The sequence below is a fragment of the Porphyromonas circumdentaria genome, from assembly GCF_900167105.1.
GTDB lineage: Bacteria > Bacteroidota > Bacteroidia > Bacteroidales > Porphyromonadaceae > Porphyromonas > Porphyromonas circumdentaria.
On sequence record NZ_FUXE01000006.1, the window covers coordinates 66563 to 84262 of the forward strand.

15 protein-coding genes are annotated in these 17700 nt (G+C 43.8%); 3 read left to right on the forward strand and 12 right to left on the reverse strand.

Annotated features, from left to right (window positions below; translation table 11 throughout):
• Window positions 1-26: 26 nt before the first annotated feature.
• The 3 genes from B5D06_RS03785 (at window position 27) to gltX (ending at window position 2697) form a co-directional block, all read left to right on the forward strand.
• Window positions 27-392: a CidA/LrgA family protein gene (locus tag B5D06_RS03785; protein WP_078736692.1), complete on the forward strand. Its 366-nt coding sequence runs from the start codon at window positions 27-29 to the stop codon at window positions 390-392.
• Complete coding sequence (locus B5D06_RS03790) at window positions 389-1096, forward strand: LrgB family protein (protein WP_078736693.1); 708 nt, start codon at window positions 389-391, stop codon at window positions 1094-1096. Before B5D06_RS03785 ends, B5D06_RS03790 begins: the two co-directional genes overlap by 4 nt.
• Before the next feature lie 86 nt (window positions 1097-1182).
• Window positions 1183-2697: a glutamate--tRNA ligase gene (gene gltX / locus B5D06_RS03795; protein WP_078736694.1), complete on the forward strand. Its 1515-nt coding sequence runs from the start codon at window positions 1183-1185 to the stop codon at window positions 2695-2697.
• Between the two features lie 116 nt (window positions 2698-2813).
• On the opposite strand, the gene B5D06_RS03800 is transcribed toward gltX, so the two are convergent.
• From B5D06_RS03800 to B5D06_RS03855, 12 genes are all read right to left on the reverse strand, one after another.
• Window positions 2814-4058, reverse strand: coding sequence for an outer membrane beta-barrel protein (locus tag B5D06_RS03800; RefSeq protein ID WP_078736695.1), 1245 nt, complete (start codon window positions 4056-4058; stop codon window positions 2814-2816).
• Between the two features lie 4 nt (window positions 4059-4062).
• On the reverse strand, window positions 4063-4644 hold the full coding sequence (locus tag B5D06_RS03805) for an RNA polymerase sigma factor (RefSeq protein ID WP_078736696.1): 582 nt from the start codon (window positions 4642-4644) through the stop codon (window positions 4063-4065).
• On the reverse strand, window positions 4641-5618 hold the full coding sequence (locus B5D06_RS03810; RefSeq protein WP_078736697.1) for a hypothetical protein: 978 nt from the start codon (window positions 5616-5618) through the stop codon (window positions 4641-4643). Before B5D06_RS03810 ends, B5D06_RS03805 begins: the two co-directional genes overlap by 4 nt.
• 225 nt (window positions 5619-5843) lie before the next feature.
• Window positions 5844-6263 (reverse strand): acyl-CoA thioesterase, encoded by a 420-nt coding sequence (locus B5D06_RS03815; RefSeq protein ID WP_078736698.1) that lies wholly within the window; start codon window positions 6261-6263, stop codon window positions 5844-5846.
• A 15-nt stretch (window positions 6264-6278) separates the two neighbouring features.
• The gene (locus B5D06_RS03820) at window positions 6279-7562 is read right to left on the reverse strand and encodes a peptidase U32 family protein (protein ID WP_234989549.1); all 1284 of its coding nucleotides are present in this window, start codon (window positions 7560-7562) and stop codon (window positions 6279-6281) included.
• A 331-nt stretch (window positions 7563-7893) separates the two neighbouring features.
• Complete coding sequence (gene gmk / locus B5D06_RS03825) at window positions 7894-8463, reverse strand: guanylate kinase (RefSeq protein WP_078736699.1); 570 nt, start codon at window positions 8461-8463, stop codon at window positions 7894-7896.
• 17 nt (window positions 8464-8480) lie between these two features.
• A complete protein-coding gene (locus B5D06_RS03830) occupies window positions 8481-9380 on the reverse strand; it encodes a YicC/YloC family endoribonuclease (protein WP_078736700.1) in 900 nt (299 codons plus the stop codon).
• Window positions 9381-9481: 101 nt separating this feature from the next.
• Complete coding sequence (secA, locus tag B5D06_RS03835) at window positions 9482-12823, reverse strand: preprotein translocase subunit SecA (protein ID WP_078736701.1); 3342 nt, start codon at window positions 12821-12823, stop codon at window positions 9482-9484.
• A 48-nt stretch (window positions 12824-12871) separates the two neighbouring features.
• Window positions 12872-14458 (reverse strand): alkaline phosphatase family protein, encoded by a 1587-nt coding sequence (locus B5D06_RS03840; RefSeq protein WP_078736702.1) that lies wholly within the window; start codon window positions 14456-14458, stop codon window positions 12872-12874.
• Window positions 14442-15749, reverse strand: a complete 1308-nt coding sequence (locus B5D06_RS03845) for a lipoprotein N-acyltransferase Lnb domain-containing protein (RefSeq protein WP_078736703.1) — start codon at window positions 15747-15749, stop codon at window positions 14442-14444. The genes B5D06_RS03840 and B5D06_RS03845 overlap by 17 nt, the downstream gene beginning before the upstream one ends.
• A 19-nt stretch (window positions 15750-15768) precedes the next feature.
• Window positions 15769-16923 carry a molecular chaperone DnaJ gene (gene dnaJ, locus B5D06_RS03850; protein WP_078736704.1) on the reverse strand — a complete coding sequence of 385 codons (1155 nt, stop codon included), beginning with the start codon at window positions 16921-16923 and terminating at the stop codon, window positions 15769-15771.
• A 3-nt stretch (window positions 16924-16926) separates the two neighbouring features.
• Window positions 16927-17514, reverse strand: a complete 588-nt coding sequence (locus tag B5D06_RS03855) for a nucleotide exchange factor GrpE (RefSeq protein WP_078736705.1) — start codon at window positions 17512-17514, stop codon at window positions 16927-16929.
• Window positions 17515-17700 lie beyond the last annotated feature (186 nt).

A 17700-nucleotide genomic window follows, 5' to 3' on the forward strand; every position in this document is an offset into this window, starting at 1 on the left:
AGCGTCTGTTTTTCGATAAGAGAGATATGAGGAGTATAGAGCAAGTTTTTTTCATCTTCCTTTTTTATGCTTTTGGCGAGTTGCTAAGTGTTCTTATCGCTCGTTTTATCCCTGGTAGTGTATTGGGAATGCTCTTTCTTTTTATTGCCCTAAGACTAAAGATCGTCAAGCCCCAACAAGTAGAGGGAGTCTCTTCCTTTCTAACGACCAATATGGGTGTTTTTTTCGTGCCTGCAGGCGTGGGGTTGATTACGCAACTCGATTTACTGCGTCAGTATTGGTTAGCCATAACCCTTTCGATGGTGTTGAGTACGATTCTTGTGCTCGCTGTTGTAGCATGGGCGCAACAGAAGATGGAGGCTCATTCGCTTAAACATAAAAAGAGGCTATGAAGATTGTTGCAGAACTATTGACCAATCCCTATTTTGCTATCCCCTTTACATTGGGGATTTATATTCTTGCTCAAAAGTTGTATCACAAAGTACATTTTCCTCTTTTCCAACCCCTTGTGGTAACGATAATTATCTTGATTGTGCTCCTAAAAGTGGTTGATATCCCCTATGAAGAGTATCGTAAGGGAAGTAATTTGCTGGATTTTTTGCTGGGGCCTTCTGTGGTTGCCGTAGGTTATTTGCTATACCAAAAGAGCGAGTATCTAAAGGGAAGATTGATTTCCATATTAACCTCTGTTTTTATTGGAGCAGTGGTGGGGATTGTTAGTGTGATGCTTATCGCTGCTCTGTTCGGCGCTGATAAGATTATAGTGGCATCGATGGCTCCTAAGTCGGTAACTACGCCCATTGCAATGGCACTATCTGAGGGTTCGGGAGGTATTCCTGCCTTGACGGCTGTTGTGGTTGTGATTGCAGGTATCTTTGGCGGACTGGTTAGTCCTATCGTATTTCGTGTTCTGAAAATAGAGGATAAAGTTGCCAAGGGTTTGGCTTTGGGAGCTTCTGCACACGGTATGGGCACGCTAACGGCTATTCAATTAGGAGCCGTTGAGGGAGCTTTGGGGGGATTGGCCATTGGTATAATGGGGCTTTTTACCTCTATTCTTATCCCGATTGTAGATTATATTCTGCATCTTCTATAGAAGATTTTGTTACTTTTATGCGACCTAAAGAGAAGGCTTAAGGTAAAAATGTTTTGAAGAAAACTTAGAAATAAACAGCAATAGATATGACTATTCAAAAACCTCGAGTGCGCTTTGCTCCAAGTCCTACAGGACCTCTACACATAGGGGGAGTGCGTACAGCACTTTACAATTACTTCTTTGCTCGCCATTTTGGAGGGCAGATGATACTTCGTATAGAAGATACCGACAGTAAACGATTTGTAGCTGGAGCCGAAGAGTATATTATAGAGTCTCTGAAGTGGTTGGGTATAGAGATAGATGAAGGGGTGGGCTATGGAGGAAACTATGGACCCTATCGCCAGAGTGAGCGTAGAGATATTTACCGACGTTATGTAGAGCAGTTGCTTTCGGAAGGCAAGGCGTACAAAGCCTATGATACGGCAGAAGAGTTGGAGGCTATGCGTGCCTCTTCTCCCAACTTTCAGTACGATGCCTCTACTCGCGGAAAGATGAAAAATACATTATCCCTCTCTCTTGAGGCAATCGAGGCTTTAGAGGCAGCCCATACGCCCTTTGTGGTACGTATAAAAATAGAGCCAGGCGAGGAGATAGTGGTCAAAGATTTAATCCGAGGAGAAATAACAATAAACTCCTCTATTATTGACGACAAAGTGCTTTATAAGAGTAGTGATGACTTGCCTACTTATCACTTGGCCAATATCGTAGATGACCATTTGATGGAAGTAACGCATGTGATTCGAGGTGAGGAGTGGTTGCCCAGTGCTCCTCTGCATAAACTTTTGTACAGAGCTTTGGGATGGGAAGAGACAATGCCCCAGTTTGCTCACTTAGCTCTATTGCTCAAGCCCGAGGGGAATGGTAAGCTAAGTAAACGTGATGGAGATAGATTGGGGTTTCCTGTCTTTCCTTTGGAGTGGAAGGACCCAGAGACAGGTGCCGTATCTATGGGATATAGAGAAGAGGGGTATCTGCCCGATGCTGTGGTGAACTTCCTTGCTCTTCTGGGATGGAATCCAGGCGATAATCGAGAGGTTATGAGCCGAGAAGAGTTGATTGCATCTTTCTCATTGGAGAGGTGCAGTAAGTCGGGGGCAAAGTTCGATTTTGAAAAGGGAAAGTGGTTTAATCATCACTATTTACAGCAAGAGCCATTGGAGGCGTTAGAAGCGTTGTTCCGTCAAGACCTCGTAAAGAGAGGGATCGTTATCCCCGACAATTTGAAAGATATTATAGCTACTGTGCGAGATAGAGTGCAGTTGGTATCGGAGCTTTGGAATGAAACTTCTTTCTTTTTTCATGCTCCCGAAGCGTATGACGAGAAAACGGTAAAAAAACGTTGGAAGGAGTCAACACCTCAAGAGTTGCAGGCTGTCGCGCAGATGTTGCAGAGTTTAACTCCGTTTGATAGTGCTACTATCGCCGATAGATTGAATGCTTTTATCCAAGAGCAGGGGTATAATATGGGAGGCGTTATGAATGCTTTACGTCTTTCTTTGGTGGGTGCTCCCAAAGGACCACACATCAACGATATTATTTATCTTTTAGGATTGGAAGAAACGCTCCGAAGGATAGACAAAGCGATAGAAGCTCTCGCGTAGAAGTGCCGTGGAAATGCTTGTCGAGAGAAAGTAAGTTTAGACAAAAGACTGTGTCTATATATAAAAAGAGCGAAGGATATATTGCTATCTTTCGCTCTTTTCGTTCATATCTGTTTTTAATAATCTATTCGAATACCTGAACTCCAGGAGAAGGTCAGAGGGTGTTCCTTATAGAAAGTATGCAGGCGACTGTTGTCGTCGAAGTAGTAGGCCAATCCTGCCTCGGTAAAGAGACTGAAGTTAGGGCTTATTTGATACGAGACGCCAGCTCTTCCCTGTAGTGAAAACTGCCAAGCTCTCGTCTCCAATCGCTCTTTTTCTATCTTGGCCAAGAGCATTTTGTCTATTTGCAAATTACTGGCGGTATAGAACTGAAATCTGTTGACTGTGGCAACTTTCAGACGTACCCCGATAGGTACACCCAAATAGTGTATTTGCTGGCGTGCTCGAGGAATAGCTCCCAAATTAAACACGTTGGAGCGCAGATAGGTATAAGCAATACCAGACTCTAAGTAAAGTCCAGAGTTTAGTGCGTAAGATAAACGGAACCCTATATTAAAGGGTTGTGTATGGCGGAACGTAGCTCTGTCGTAGCTATATTCGTTGTTCTGCGCATGGACTAATTCTTTAGGCTGAGATGTACGCAGAAGAGGCTGGTTGGGGATATAGCTCTTTCCCTTTTGCGAGGGGGTAGTGTTGGCATAAGCCTGAACAGAGAGAGCGTTTTCGTAGGCCAATAAATTGCTTGCAGAGGAAAAACTCTCAACTTTTGAACCGTAAGGGGCTATCGGTTGTGAGGGTAGGGGTACACTTATCGTGCTTGTCTTCTTCTCTGCTTTCTGCTCTTCTTCTCTGCTTACTTCTTTTTCTACCTCTTGTTTTGGCTCTGGTTGTATGCTTTTATGCTCTTCGGTAGGGAGAACTGGTTGCTCCTCGGCTTTCTCCTTTTCTTGTGGAGCATAAGCGTTGGATGGGTGGAGTTGAGGGGCATTAGTGAAATTGCCCTCTTTTTGCTCTGTACGAGCGGTCTCGAGAGAGCCATACACTTCTGGTCGGGAAGTAGAGGTACTCTCGGCAATAATAGGGCTACCCCCTATTGGCTCCAAAGTCTGCTCTTGGGTTTGATTTTTCCAAAGCACAAATCCTACTCCAATCGCCAAAAAGAAAGTAGCAGCTATCGCTCCTATCTGCACGAGAGAGGGCTTAAACAGGATAATCTTAGAGCGAGAAGGCAATTCTTTAGATAGAGCTTCCCATCCTTTCTGAATATCCAATTCTTGAGGCGATTGTTTTTGCTCAACCTTATTCTTAAGGGTTTTGAGCCAGGGGTCTAAATGTTGATTGTGTTTATCTAAAGCCATAGGTTCATGTTGTTGTGTTGTGCGTGTGCCACTCTTTTATACTACGTGCGAGGATTTTCTTTGCTCTTGATAGCTGAGACGACGAACTCCGTTCGTTTATTCCCAGAAGTTGGGCAATTTCCTTGTGTGATTTCTCCTCAAAAACATACAAATTGAATACAGTTCTATACCCATCGGGTAGTTGCTGTATCATCTGTAAGAGTACCTCTTGGCTGATTGTTTCTACCTCTCGCTCCTCGGGTATATCGTAGAGGTCATCGACGGAGTCTTCTTCGTGTAGGCTATCGCGATTGTCGTCGATTGAAAAAGTTTGTATTCGATTGCTCTTGCGCAACCACATTAAACTCTCGTTGATACAGATGCGTGTAAGCCAGGCCTTGAGGGAACCCTCTTCCTGATAGGTAAAAGATGAAAACTTTTTGAATATGATTAGAAAAGAATCATGGAGCAGATCTTTGGAGTGCTCTATGTCGCTTAAGTACCGTTGGATTGTGTTTAGCAAGTGAGGAGCATAGCGTTCATACAGGGTTTGAAAAGCGAGTTTACTCCCTTTCTTACAAGCCCTATATAACTCCCATTCGCTCATTTTTCAATAAGCACCCTTACCAGAGGACCGTTGTGGAAGTAATACTGGATATTCCTTTCTCCCTCTCCGTCGAGCCATGCGCGGTAGATACTTGCTCCGTCTTGGCTGAGTTGGTTCTGGAGATATATGGTATAAACTTTATTCTTATACCTTAATTCGAGTTTTTCTCCATTGATTTTTTCCTCAGCTGCTATTGGTCCAAAGAGAAGGAAAGGCCTAAACTCCCCGATTCCCTCTCTCGGCAATAGTTGTAAGGTTTCTGCATAGAAGCTAAAGGTTGAGTGCTCTTCGGTACTTTGCTTTTTCAAAAGAGGGTAAGTCTTTCCTCTGAATATCAAAGAACAATCTTTGTAGAAGTGGTCTTCCAATACTTCTTTTCTCTCTACAATCCTTGTCGGAGCATTTACGGGCAAGATGTAAAGCGTAACAGGGCGCAGAGTTTGAGCCTTTTGCATCTTATCCCATACAGGATTGGTTGTGGTTAAGGTTATGTTGAAAGGGGTATTGGATAGATGCGGTATATCGTTTACCCAAACTTTAGTATGGAACTTACCATTGTCGGCTGTATGGATAAACTTGATTTCGTGTTTCTCTCCGCCCGGAAGGTGTAGTGTGAAGCTAGTTAAAGTGCTGTAGTCGGGCTGAAACTCTCCGAATACGATACGATAACTTCCCTTGATACGTTCCACGTAAAGAGCTTTGTAAAACTCGGGTTGGGCACGAAGTTCTCTACTGGGTCTATCTTGACAGTCGAATGTCTGCCCATCGTAAGAGACTTTGATATCTCGGATTAACTCGTACCCTTCCTGAGTTGTTGGGTCGATTAGTGATTGTTCCTTTGGAGATACTATACTAATTTCAAAAGAAGTACTTCTATAATCCCAAATAATATCATGAAATCTGGGACCCATTTTCGAACAACCACTAATCACAATCACAAACAGAAGTAAGAACAAAGATTTAAAAAGTTTCATGTGTTGTTGTGTTGGGCTACTCATTGTAATATGCTTCCTAATTTTGTGTTGTACATTAGGTAAATGCAGGAAAGATGGAAATACTGCACGGGGTAAAGAAAAAAATCTTTACCCCGACTGTTTTTTCTGTTTTTATGCTCTATGATAACTCATAATGCTATGGTTATGTCCTGTCTTTTCAGTTACTTATAGGTTTTTATAGAGCGCGTAAAAACGATAAGTATATTATTCTTGATTTTTTTGTTTTAATGATTCCAACAGTTCGTCGAAGTACTCTCCTCGGGTGATAACACCGTTCTTGACGATGACAGATTCTACACGTCCGATGGCAGCAGGGCTTCCGTCGGGGAATAGGATATACTGATCAAAGATGAGTTTAACACCTTCTTTGTAGCAATTGAGAGCTGTAACGAATTTGTCTCCACTACGGAGTGGTTTCTTATAGGTGATTTCTATTTTCCGTACAAAGGCATCTAGCCCCTCTTCGTGCATTTTCCCGAAATTGTCGCCTAAAGACTCCAAGAATTCATGGCGAGTATGCTCCATGTAGTGTTGGTAGTTGGCATTGTTTACTACGCCCTGCAAATCGCACTCATAATCTCGGACTTTTTCCTCTAAGGTAAATAGGTACTTCTTGTCTTTCATTATATCTCTTTTGTTTTAGAATGTTTCTTGGATATCTTTTCTTGTTTCAAACACGTAGACTTTATCTCCATTGCGCACGCGAGAGGGTACTACTACCGAAACTCGCCAACCTTTTTCGCCAATTTCTACTGGTTTGAGGTCGTATCTTATTTCGTCGATTACGGTGCGCACCAAGCCTGTTGTCGGCCCTGTGATAAGAAGTTCGTCGCCGACTTTTATGCTTCCCGCCTCTAACTCCAACTCGGCTACTCCCAGTTTGCTAAAGTAATTGGTCACTTTCGCTTTATATATCTTCTGTTGCGTGGCAGCCGAGCCGTAAATAGGCGTCCACTCACCCAGGCGTTTCCCTAAGTAGTAGCCATCCCAGAACCCTCGATTAAAGACTGTTGCCAAGCGTTGATCCCAATCTTTGATACGCTCTTCGTCGAAAGTTCCGTCCAATACTGCTTCGAGAGCTTCGCGATAGCAACGTACTACGGTATCAACGTATTCGGGTCCTCGAGCACGCCCCTCGATCTTGAAAACACGTACTCCAGCATCGACCATTTTATTGAAGAAGTGAATCGTTTTAAGATCTTTGGGCGACATGATGTTGGCATTCTCCACCTCAAGTTCTATGTTACTTGTTGTGTCGAATACTTGGTAGGAACGTCGACATATCTGACTACAAGAGCCTCGATTGGCAGATTTGTTCAATTCGTGCAGAGAGAGGTAACACTTGCCCGATACTGCCATACAGAGTGCGCCGTGCACAAACATTTCGATGCGAATAGGCTTGCCTGCAGGACCCACGATGGGTTGCTCTTCGATGGCTCGGTGTATGGCACTGACTTGCTCCAAGTTGAGCTCTCGAGCGAGTACTACCACGTCGGCAAACTGTGCGTAAAACTCCAAAGCTGCGGTGTTGGAGATGTTGAGTTGGGTCGAGAGATGCACCTCTACTCCCAAGGAGCGGGCATAGCTCATTGCCGCCACATCTGCTGCTATGATGGCAGATACTTTGGCTTCGGCAGCGGATCTGATGAGCTGTTGCATATACTCGATATCGCCATCGTAAATAATGGTATTGATAGTGAGATAGCTTTTTACGCCTCTTTCACGGCAGATGTTGGCTATCTGGAATAAATCTTTTTCGGTAAAGTTGTACGACGATTTGGAGCGCATATTGAGCCCTTCCACCCCGAAGTATATGCTGTTAGCCCCTGCATTTATAGCAGCCATGAGCGATTCGTAAGAACCAGCTGGTGCCATAAGCTCAAAGTCTTGAAGAGAGAGACTTCTATTTCTTTTTATTTCCATACCGCAAAGGTAATCTCTATTTAATAATCTTCTCGTTCCTTGATAGTTATAGAATGTTACAGTAGCTTAGTATCTATAAAAAGATCGTGGTGTGAGGCACAACTTTGCTTGTAGGGGGTACTCTCTCATGGATTTCTATAATACCCTAAAACAAAGAAGGAAATAAGTGGAAAGTTGAGACCTGAGATAAGCAAAGTTTACACGTATGACAACCGACGTTTGCTCCTATGCTAACTGAAGTTTGCTCGTATGATAACTCAAGTTGGCACCTGTGGTAGGTGGAAGTAGCTCCCATTGTAAATAGTATTTACACGAGAGCTAGGGATATGCTTTATTTTTTGCTAAGAAAGTTGAGGATAGCCTTCTTAACTTCCTCTACGCATTGGTAGAGATTATCATTGACAAAGGTGCGGTCAAACTTATCGGCAAAGGAGAGTTCGTAGGCGGCACGCTCCAAGCGACTGGCAATTACATCGGCTGTTTCGGTACCTCGCTTTTCCAGTCGCTCTCTCAAAATTGCCATCGAGGGCGGTTGCAGAAAGATGGACAATACTTGCTCTCCATAGAGTTTTTTTACTTGTAAAGCCCCTTCTACATCAATGTCTAAGAGTAGGTTACGGCCTAAAGTGTCGATCCTTTTCAGTTCGCTCTTTAGGGTGCCGTAGTAGCGGCCAGGGTATACTTCTACATACTCAATAAAGAGATTTTGATCTATGTTGCGCGCAAACTCCTCCTTCGAAAGAAAATAGTATTCTACACCGTGTTGCTCGGATCCTCTCGGATCTCTGTTAGTCGCCGAAATGGAAAAGGATAGATGAAGAGACTCTTCTTTCATAAGATGTTCTATAACAGTTCCTTTACCCGTTCCAGAGGGTCCTGATATGATTATTATGCGAGACATATAGTATATGTGTGGGATTACAGTATGTTGAGTACTTGCTCTTTGATTTGTTCCAACTCGTCTTTCATTTGTACTACGAGCCTCTGCATGTCGGCATTATTGCTTTTGGATCCAAGGGTGTTAATCTCTCGCCCTATTTCCTGGGCTATGAAGCCGAGTTTCTTTCCGATACCCCCCTCGTTACCCTCGTTCATAGTGGTCATAAAGTAGCGGAGGTGGTTGGAGAGGCGGTGCTTCTCTTCATTAATATCCAGCTTTTCAATATAGTAGATGATTTCCTGTTCGAGTCGGTTTTGGTCAATGGTTATCCCCTCCAATTTAGAGAGCTCCTCGGAAAACTTTTGACGTATATTTCTGATACGTTCCTCTTCAAAAGGGGTAATTTGAGTGAGGAAAAGCGAGATGTTGTTGAGCTTGTCGGTGAAAATCTGCTCTACCATCGCCCCCTCTTGTGTGCGGAAAGCTCGTAGCCCCTCTATTGCCTCGAGTAAAGAGGCCTCTAATTGTGCCCAGTCTGCTTCCTCAATCGATGTGGGTAGCTCTTGTGCAGGTAGTAGAGAGCCTGGGAGAGAAAGAAGACGCGTGAGGATATCGTCGGGGCAGGCTACACCGATTTTGTGAGCGATCTCTTTTATCTCTTCGTAGAAAAGAGCAATGCGAGTGTGATCAAAAATGTTGGAAGAGGGTAGGGTAACTTCGCTACTAATGGGAGTTGCTGTGATAGTAACCTCTGCTTTACCTCTAACCAAATGACTGGAAATAACATTACGGATTAGAGGTTCCGATTCTTTGAAAAGAGGGGGAATACGAAGGGATAGTTCCAGCTGTTTACTATTGAGAGTGCGTATCAATACGCTCACTTGGTGGTCTTTTATAATGGCTTCGCTCTTTCCGAAGCCCGTCATAGAGAGTAACATATACTATACTTTATCTGCGAGATCGGTGGGTACAAAAAATAACCCTCGTACTCCTTTTTATGAGTGTCGGAGGAGTACGAGGGGAGTTATAGAATTACTATTTATAGGGCTTCTTTGCCATGGCAGTTTTTATACTTCTTGCCACTACCACAGGGGCATGGGTCGTTGCGTCCTATACGAGGTTCGGCTCTAACGGGTTCGGGTTTGGATGCCTTTTGATTGACCGAAGAGGCTACCTGACGCTGTACCGCCTGCTGCTCCTGTATATCGTCCTTTTGAGTACGATAACGGCTCATATCCTGCTTGCGCTCGGGCATAGCCTGTTTTACCTCTACCTTGCGCTCAGGATCATTTTGGTTTTCTTCGGGAGCTACGGGTATGTGAGCGCGCATCAGTACGGCTGCATTTTTGCGGTTCATATTGTCTACCATGTTTTTGAAGAGATCGAAGCTCTCTAACTTATAGATGAGCAAAGGATCTTTATTTTCATAACTGGCATTTTGAACAGAGTTGCGCAGTTCGTCCATCTCGCGAAGATGCTCTTTCCAAGCCTCGTCGATGGTGTAAAGCGTGATGCTCTTTTCAAACTCTTTTACCACACTTTTACCTTCGGTTGCATCGGCTTCTGACAGATTGGTTACGACATTGTAGGTACGACGTCCGTCTGTGATAGGTACTACTATGCGTTCGAAGTTCTCGCCATGTTGTTCACGTACGTTGTGGATAACGGGATAAGCGATATTGGCTATAGCCTCGGCTTTGCGCTTGAATGTTTTGTAGACTTCGTCGAATGTGGTATCAATCAATGTTTGTGCCTTTTCCTTTCTGAAAGTCTCTTCATCCATCGGAGGCTCTACAGCCAAAGTTGCAATAAGCTCATTCTTAAACTCAGCGAAGTCTTCCACCTCTTTGTTTTTAATAACTATAGAAGAGGTTACATCGTATAGAGTGTTGAGTACGTCCATGCCGATACGTTCGCCCATGAGTGCGTGTCTACGGCGTGTATAGATAACTTCACGCTGTGAGTTCATTACGTCATCGTATTCCAAAAGACGTTTACGGATGCCAAAGTTGTTTTCTTCAACTTTCTTTTGTGCCTTTTCTACCGAGTTGGAGAGCATTCTATTCTCAAGCACTTCTCCCTCCTTAAAGCCCATGCGGTCCATCATAGCGGCGATGCGGTCACTTGCAAAAAGGCGCATCAAATGGTCTTCCAAAGAGATGAAGAATACCGAAGAACCTGGGTCACCCTGACGTCCCGAACGTCCTCTCAGCTGGCGGTCTACACGACGAGACTCGTGACGCTCTGTACCTATAATGGCAAGTCCTCCTGCCTCCTTAACCTCTGGCGTTAATTTGATGTCGGTACCACGACCTGCCATATTGGTGGCTATGGTAACGGTTCCTTTTCGCCCTGCTTGAGCTACGATGTCTGCTTCACGCTGGTGCAGTTTAGCATTAAGAACGTTGTGTTCTATTTTGCGTAGCGATAGCATTCGGCTCAAAAGTTCGCTGATCTCAACCGAAGTTGTACCGACCAGTACGGGACGTCCCTGTGCTACCAAAGATTCGATTTCTTCGATTACGGCATTGTATTTCTCTCGAGCTGTTTTATAGATACGGTCGTTGAGGTCTTTGCGTTGGATAGGTTTGTTCGTGGGGATAACGACTACGTCCAATTTGTAGATGTCCCACAACTCGCCTGCTTCGGTCTCTGCTGTACCTGTCATACCTGAGAGCTTGTGGTACATACGGAAGTAGTTCTGCAGGGTAATAGTGGCGAATGTTTGCGTGGCAGCTTCTACTTTAACGCGCTCCTTGGCTTCGATAGCTTGGTGCAAACCGTCTGAGTAGCGACGGCCGTCCATGATACGTCCTGTTTGCTCGTCTACAATCATGACCTTGTTGTCCATTACAACGTATTGATCATCTTTCTCAAACAGAGTATAGGCTTTTAGGAGCTGGTTTACGGTATGTACTCTTTCGCTCTTGATGGAGTAATTGGTTACCAAATCGTCTCGCTTAGAGACTCTTTCCTCGGGAGATAGAGCCATGGTGTCTAATTGTGCTAACTCGCTCGCAATATCGGGTAGTACGAAGAACGTTGGGTCTCCAGTGCCTTGTGTGAGGAGGTCGATACCCTTATCGGTAAGCTCTATACTATGCATCTTTTCGTCGATGACGAAGTAGAGCGGGTCGGTAATGATATGCATCTGACGCATATTCTCTTGCATGTAGGTCTCCTCGGTTTTTAGCATAGAAGCCTTAACACCAGGCTCACTGAGGAACTTGATTAAGGCCTTTGATTTGGGAAGTCCCTTGAAAGTGCGGAATAGTATAACGTATCCCTCTTCCTGCTCTTTCTTGTCTTCGCTTTTAATTTTTTGCTTAGCATCCAATAGGAGTTGGTTACAGAGCTTGCGTTGCGCCTCTACTACCTTCTGTACGTTGGGGAGGTACTCTTCGAAAAGTTGGTCTTCTCCCTTAGGTGTTGGACCCGAAATGATAAGGGGGGTACGAGCGTCGTCAATAAGTACGGAGTCTACCTCATCGACTATCGCATAGTTATGCTTGCGTTGTACGAGGTCAGAGGGAGAGGTGGCCATATTATCTCTCAAGTAGTCAAAGCCAAACTCGTTGTTTGTTCCGAATGTAATGTCGGCGTTGTAGGCCTCTCTACGTCCTACGGAGTTGGGTTTATGCTTGTCGATACAGTCTACCGTTAATCCGTGGAATTGGTACATTGGCCCCATCCACTCAGAGTCTCGTTTGGAGAGGTAATCGTTGACCGTCACGACGTGTACCCCGTTACCTGTAAGGGCGTTTAAGAAAACGGGTAGAGTAGCCACGAGTGTCTTACCTTCTCCTGTCGCCATTTCGGCAATCTTTCCTTTGTGAAGCACGACACCTCCGATAAGCTGTACATCGTAGTGTACCATGTCCCAAGTGATTTCATTCCCTCCTGCTACCCAATGATTTTGATAAATTGCTTTATCGCCTTCGATGCGAACAAAGTCCGATTTTGTTGCCAAGGTCTTATCCATCTCTGTGGCGGTAACCACGACTTCGCTGTTTTCACGAAAACGGCGTGCTGTATCCTTTATGATGGAGAAGGCTTCTGGTAGTATTTCGTCAAGTACACCCTCTATTTTTTCAAGGATTACTTTTTCCAACTTGTCTACTTTTGCCCAAAGTTCTTCTCGCTGGTCTAAGTCTAAATTCTCAATAGAGCTTTTCAAAGACTCTATTTCTCCCCGCTCTTCTTGGGTAGACTCTTGTATCTTCTCTCTTAACTTTTGGGTGCGAAGTCTTAGTTCGTCGTTTGATAGTGCCTCGATGCTCGGATAGATTTCCTTTATTTTTGCAATATAAGGCTCTACCTCTTTCAAATCTCGCTGAGATTTATTCCCAAATAATTTTGATAATATGTCGTTCAATCCCATATGATCGATTGTTTATTTTTGCTTGATAGTTCTGTTATTCGTCTCTTTTTATTTGCTCATTTGCAGTATCTCCTGTATGGGAGCACCTATTGCTTGAGTGGGAGGTCTTATCCTGAGTATATAAGAGAGTGTAGAGGCAATCGAAACCATGCGAACGGGAGTGCGAATCTCTCTTCCTTTTCCTCCCAACCGTGTTGCTATGAGCCATGAATAGGCGGGAGGAATTGTAACAGGGTAGGTAGACACGCGTTGCTCGCCCTGATCTATAAGCTTCGTTGCGTAGTGAAGACCTATTAATACATCTATATTAGTAGAACGTGGTAAAAGATGATGCAGACGTCGGGCTATAACTTCTTGTGTCTCCTCTTCTGTTGTACGAGTCGCATAGGTATAATCTACTCCCTCGAAATCTTTTACAAAAGAGGCTGCTTTTCTCTGTACTTCTCTTAGAGATAAACCTTTGCGCTCGATTAAGGCTCTGTCTAAATAGAGAGCATCGGGAGTAACTCGGAGTACCCAATCTGCTTTACCATAGAGGGCAGAAAGGTAGAGATTCGTTAGAGCCTGACAGCGTTGTGTGGAGAAGCTGTAAATTGTTTTTGGAGCACTACTCCCTTCTGTACGGGGGGAGGTGTTGGGAACTGTAGAAAGGAAGACGATGCAGTTTTCTTGACCAAAAAAAGTTTCTGCAGAGCGTAGTAGCTCGCCAATGGTTTTATCTGTTCTAAAATAGCTATCAATCGCTTCGATACTGTAGACAGAGAGGGGAGAACTTCCCTTGAAAGAACTAAGATTGTAAATGACATTTACAACCGATGGAAAATCTTTTTCCGATTGAGATAAGTCAGATAAAATTTTCTTTGTAAATCGGGTGATCTCCTCATTGACTAAGGGCGTTTTTTTGAAAGACTTATAGAGATGTCCTCCTGTAAAGGAATAACTAAAAGATGTCTCTTTGTCCTCTCGAGAATAGGGCAGATAGAAACGAGTAGGAGCTTCGCCAGACCATTTTAGGGCATGGATACGTTCTCGAAGAGCCTCCTTGCCGTTGTTGATGTTTGAAAAACTTTTTGGAAAAAAGGTATACCATGAGGAGGAGGCCCAAAGTCCACTAATATCGTCAATCCAAAATGCTCCAGAGGCACTCGAACCGCTCGTAATGAGGGCTTCTTGAGCATTGGCGGCAATAGAATATACTCTGCTCTTGTTTTGGGTAAGATCTAAGAGTACGTTGCCTACTGTTTCGTAGGTCAGATGCTCGGGAGATATTTTTTCGGAAGTATTGATCCCTCGATGTTTTTTACTCTGTAAAAGAGTTTTGTAATCTGTACCCAGCCCTATTAGATGATGAGTGGGGTAAGCCCCTGTCATAAGCGTTGCCAGTGCTTGGGTCGGGTGGGTTATAGGATATTCGTAGTCGGCATTACGAAAAAGAGTACCCTCTTTTATAAGACGATTGATGCCCTGATCGCCAAAATAGTGCTGATAACTCTCCAGAATATCTACATCGACACCTGTAAGATGGATATACAAGAGTAATTTAGGTACTTCTTGTGCCTTTGTCGGTTGCGATGAGAGTGCCGATAAGACGATTAACGATGAGAGTAACTGTGTAAGCCTATTTTTTTTGTTCATATGTTCGTTGGGTCTTACACTGAATTATAGTAAAGGAGAGCAACAGAGAAGTTGCCGCAAGAATTATTAGCGCAGGGTGAGAAGTTTGTATGCCTATAATCCCCAATAGAAGTATATAGCTTATTTGCCCCACTATATTGAGTCCCATTACATATTCCAAAAGTTTTGTCTTAGATAAAAATAGAAGAGATGGAACGCCTACAAGAAGATGTAATGGGTTTAGGAATAGTAGGTTCCAATTGGGAGACACCAATGGATGTAATGAGAAAAATGTTAGGAAGAAGATAACTGAACCCGCTATCCCTTGTATCAAAAAGAGTATAATCAATAGGGTACGACTACTGTGCCAATAGAGGTTATTTCTTTTACGTATTAGTAGCAAAAATAGTAAGATAAGACTCGCTATAAATGCAAATACAAAGGTGGGAGAAAGCCACATGGGAGTAGGAGCGACAGGAGCTGCATTGAAATAGGGATCGGCATAAGGAAAGGGCTGTTGAGGATAAAAGTGCTCCTCTTTTACCAAAGGTCTCTTCTCCCCTTCAGCAGAAACAATCTGTGCCCCCCGCATTATATCAATCAAGTAGACTGGAAGGAAAACCTGCTCTTCGGGTGAGACTGTTTTGTCGGTTTGACTACCCAAAGAGAGGTCGGTACCCAGTTTATACCAAGCTCTTTTGGTATTGCAATGGTCTAACATCTCTCGGCGCGAGAGCATAGGAGCATTGGCATCCAACTCTATCCTCCCAGAAAGAATCTCTTTTACCACGTCATAAGGACGCGTAGAGCAGTTGTCAAAAAGGAAATTGTATCTGTAAAAGGCTTTTTCGGGTTGGAGGTTATCCTCGAGATAAGCCTCCATCTTTTTGGCTTCCTCGGGTAAGAGGTTCAACTCCAATTCGTATAGATCGGCGTCGTAGATATAGCCTCTCATGTAGAGGTGAGAAGGAACTTTATCGAGGCGAAAATCATCCATACACCCCGTAATAAAGTTTATAGTGAAATTGGGGGCATCAAAATCAAATACTCCATAGTTATAAGTAAAGTCAGCTCCATCTTTACCCTGCACACGTACGCCCAAGTGCCCGTAGATAGAATAAACCTCTCTTTCTACGGGAGTGTTGAATATGAAGCTGATGAGAGGAGCATCTCTTTCCAAAGAGCTTTTAGAGGAGCTATCTGGTACTATCTTTTGAGCAGCAACTCTAAAAGGAAATAACAAAGAAAGAAATACTCCAAATGATAGTAAATGGAGTATTCCTTCCTTTTTCAATAGAATATCGATTCTCATCTCTGTATAGGAGGAAAAACTATCTTGATAACATTTCCCTGTATTTCTTATCAACAGCCTGACGATCCTCTTCTCGGGGTATAAACCCAGGCTTGTCGCCCATTTCGGAAACTATGGCAAGCTCTTCTTTAGAGAGGTGTGTCGGGATAAATACATTTACGTTAATCAATAAATCTCCATTGCCAAATCCTCGTACACTGGGAAGACCTTTATCCTTTAAACGGAGTATTTTCCCTGGTTGAGTTCCTGGTTCGATTGTTACTCGAGCTACCCCCTCAACTGTTGGAATTTCTACCTTCCCCCCTTCAATAGCCGTTTTTATCGGTATGAGTAGGTTATAGATCAGGTCATTCCCGTTGCGTATCAAGTTGGGGTCTTCGATTTCTGTAAACTGAACGTAGAGATCTCCGTTTTCTCCTCCATGAGGGGCTGCGTTGCCTTTACCTCTTAGGGGGATTTGTACACCCTCTCCAACACCTGCTGGGATATTGAAGGAGACCACTTCTTCTCCATGTTCGATGCCCTTTCCATGGCAATGATTACAGGGTTTGGTAATAACTGTGCCCAGCCCGTTGCAATTATGGCAAGTAGTTTGGGAACGCATTTGACCAAACGGAGTTCTCATTACTTGCGTAACCACGCCGCTACCATGGCAAACGGAGCAGGTAGATTTACCGTCAGGAGCCGTGGTACCTTCGCCATGACAAACGGAACAATGCACCATCTTCTTGACCTTGATTTTTTTCTCAGTCCCCTTGGCAATCTCCTTTAGAGAAAGCTTTATAGTTACTCGCATATCGGCTCCACGGGGTACGGTATCTTCACCAGCAAAGTTGCCGAATCCACCAAAACCTCCGAATCCAGAGCCCCCGAATATATCTCCAAAGCGGCTGAATATATCTTCCATACTCATGCCTCCAGCAGCGTAACCACCGCCTCCCATACCATCTATTCCAGCGTGTCCGAAGCGGTCATAACGAGCACGCTTGTCGGCATCGCTGAGAACATCGTAGGCCTCAGCGACCTCTTTAAATTTTTCTTCGGCTTCTTTATCTCCTGGATTTTTATCGGGGTGGTATTTAATGGCCATCTTACGATAGGCCTTTTTCAAATCCTCTTCGGTAGCTCCCTTGGAAACTCCTAATACTTCGTAGTAATCTCTCTTTGTCGCCATATGTTATTCACCAACAACAACATCGGCAAAGCGAAGTACTTTACCATTGAGTGTATAACCTGTTTTTACACAATCTATGACCTGTCCCTTCTGCTCGGGTGTAGGTGCAGGAACTACCGCTATAGCTTGTTGTTCCTCTCCGTTGAAAGGTGCTCCTATTGCTTCTATCGGTTTTACTCCATGTTTTTGTAGGTAGTCGATAAATTTGCTGTATATAAGCTCTACTCCCTCTCGTAAAGAGGTTACATCGCTTGCTGTTTGAATGTTTTTGAGGGCAAGTTCTATATCGTCGATCACGGGCAGAAGGTCTCCAAGTACTCTTTCCCCTCCGTTAAGCAGCAAATCTGCTTTTTCTTTCATCGTACGTTTACGATAGTTGTCATACTCTGCTACCAAACGAAGGTGTTTATCTTGCAGTAGGGCTAAATCTTGCTCTGGAGTATTGGCTGGAGGAGTGTCTTGCTCTTCGGAAGAGTCTTCTGCAGGCATCTCGTTGCCGTTTTCTGTATGGGTAGTTGTACGTTCGTGCTCTACCGTAGTCTCTTCTTGCGAAGTTTTCTCTTTGTTGTTACTGTTTTTATCCGTTTTCATCGAATCTGATACTGTTATATCTCCTTATATTTCTGTGTTTGTAGAAAAAATCTATTACATGAAATACAAAAAATGTACCAATCTAAATAGGTGGTGCGCAAAATAAAATCAATGCAAAGATAGCCAAAATGGAATAGTCCCCATATAACTCTTTACTGAAAAACGACTTTGTCGAGAGATTAGTTC

Coding starts and splice junctions, on each gene's coding strand:
- B5D06_RS03785 (WP_078736692.1), top strand. CDS start 27: ATGAGGAGTATAGAGCAAGTTTTTTTCATCTTCCTTTTTTATGCTTTT.
- B5D06_RS03790 (WP_078736693.1), top strand. CDS start 389: ATGAAGATTGTTGCAGAACTATTGACCAATCCCTATTTTGCTATCCCC.
- gltX (WP_078736694.1), top strand. CDS start 1,183: ATGACTATTCAAAAACCTCGAGTGCGCTTTGCTCCAAGTCCTACAGGA.
- B5D06_RS03800 (WP_078736695.1), bottom strand. CDS start 4,058: ATGGCTTTAGATAAACACAATCAACATTTAGACCCCTGGCTCAAAACC.
- B5D06_RS03805 (WP_078736696.1), bottom strand. CDS start 4,644: ATGAGCGAATGGGAGTTATATAGGGCTTGTAAGAAAGGGAGTAAACTC.
- B5D06_RS03810 (WP_078736697.1), bottom strand. CDS start 5,618: ATGAAACTTTTTAAATCTTTGTTCTTACTTCTGTTTGTGATTGTGATT.
- B5D06_RS03815 (WP_078736698.1), bottom strand. CDS start 6,263: ATGAAAGACAAGAAGTACCTATTTACCTTAGAGGAAAAAGTCCGAGAT.
- B5D06_RS03820 (WP_234989549.1), bottom strand. CDS start 7,562: ATGGAAATAAAAAGAAATAGAAGTCTCTCTCTTCAAGACTTTGAGCTT.
- gmk (WP_078736699.1), bottom strand. CDS start 8,463: ATGTCTCGCATAATAATCATATCAGGACCCTCTGGAACGGGTAAAGGA.
- B5D06_RS03830 (WP_078736700.1), bottom strand. CDS start 9,380: ATGTTACTCTCTATGACGGGCTTCGGAAAGAGCGAAGCCATTATAAAA.
- secA (WP_078736701.1), bottom strand. CDS start 12,823: ATGGGATTGAACGACATATTATCAAAATTATTTGGGAATAAATCTCAG.
- B5D06_RS03840 (WP_078736702.1), bottom strand. CDS start 14,458: ATGAACAAAAAAAATAGGCTTACACAGTTACTCTCATCGTTAATCGTC.
- B5D06_RS03845 (WP_078736703.1), bottom strand. CDS start 15,749: ATGAGAATCGATATTCTATTGAAAAAGGAAGGAATACTCCATTTACTA.
- dnaJ (WP_078736704.1), bottom strand. CDS start 16,923: ATGGCGACAAAGAGAGATTACTACGAAGTATTAGGAGTTTCCAAGGGA.
- B5D06_RS03855 (WP_078736705.1), bottom strand. CDS start 17,514: ATGAAAACGGATAAAAACAGTAACAACAAAGAGAAAACTTCGCAAGAA.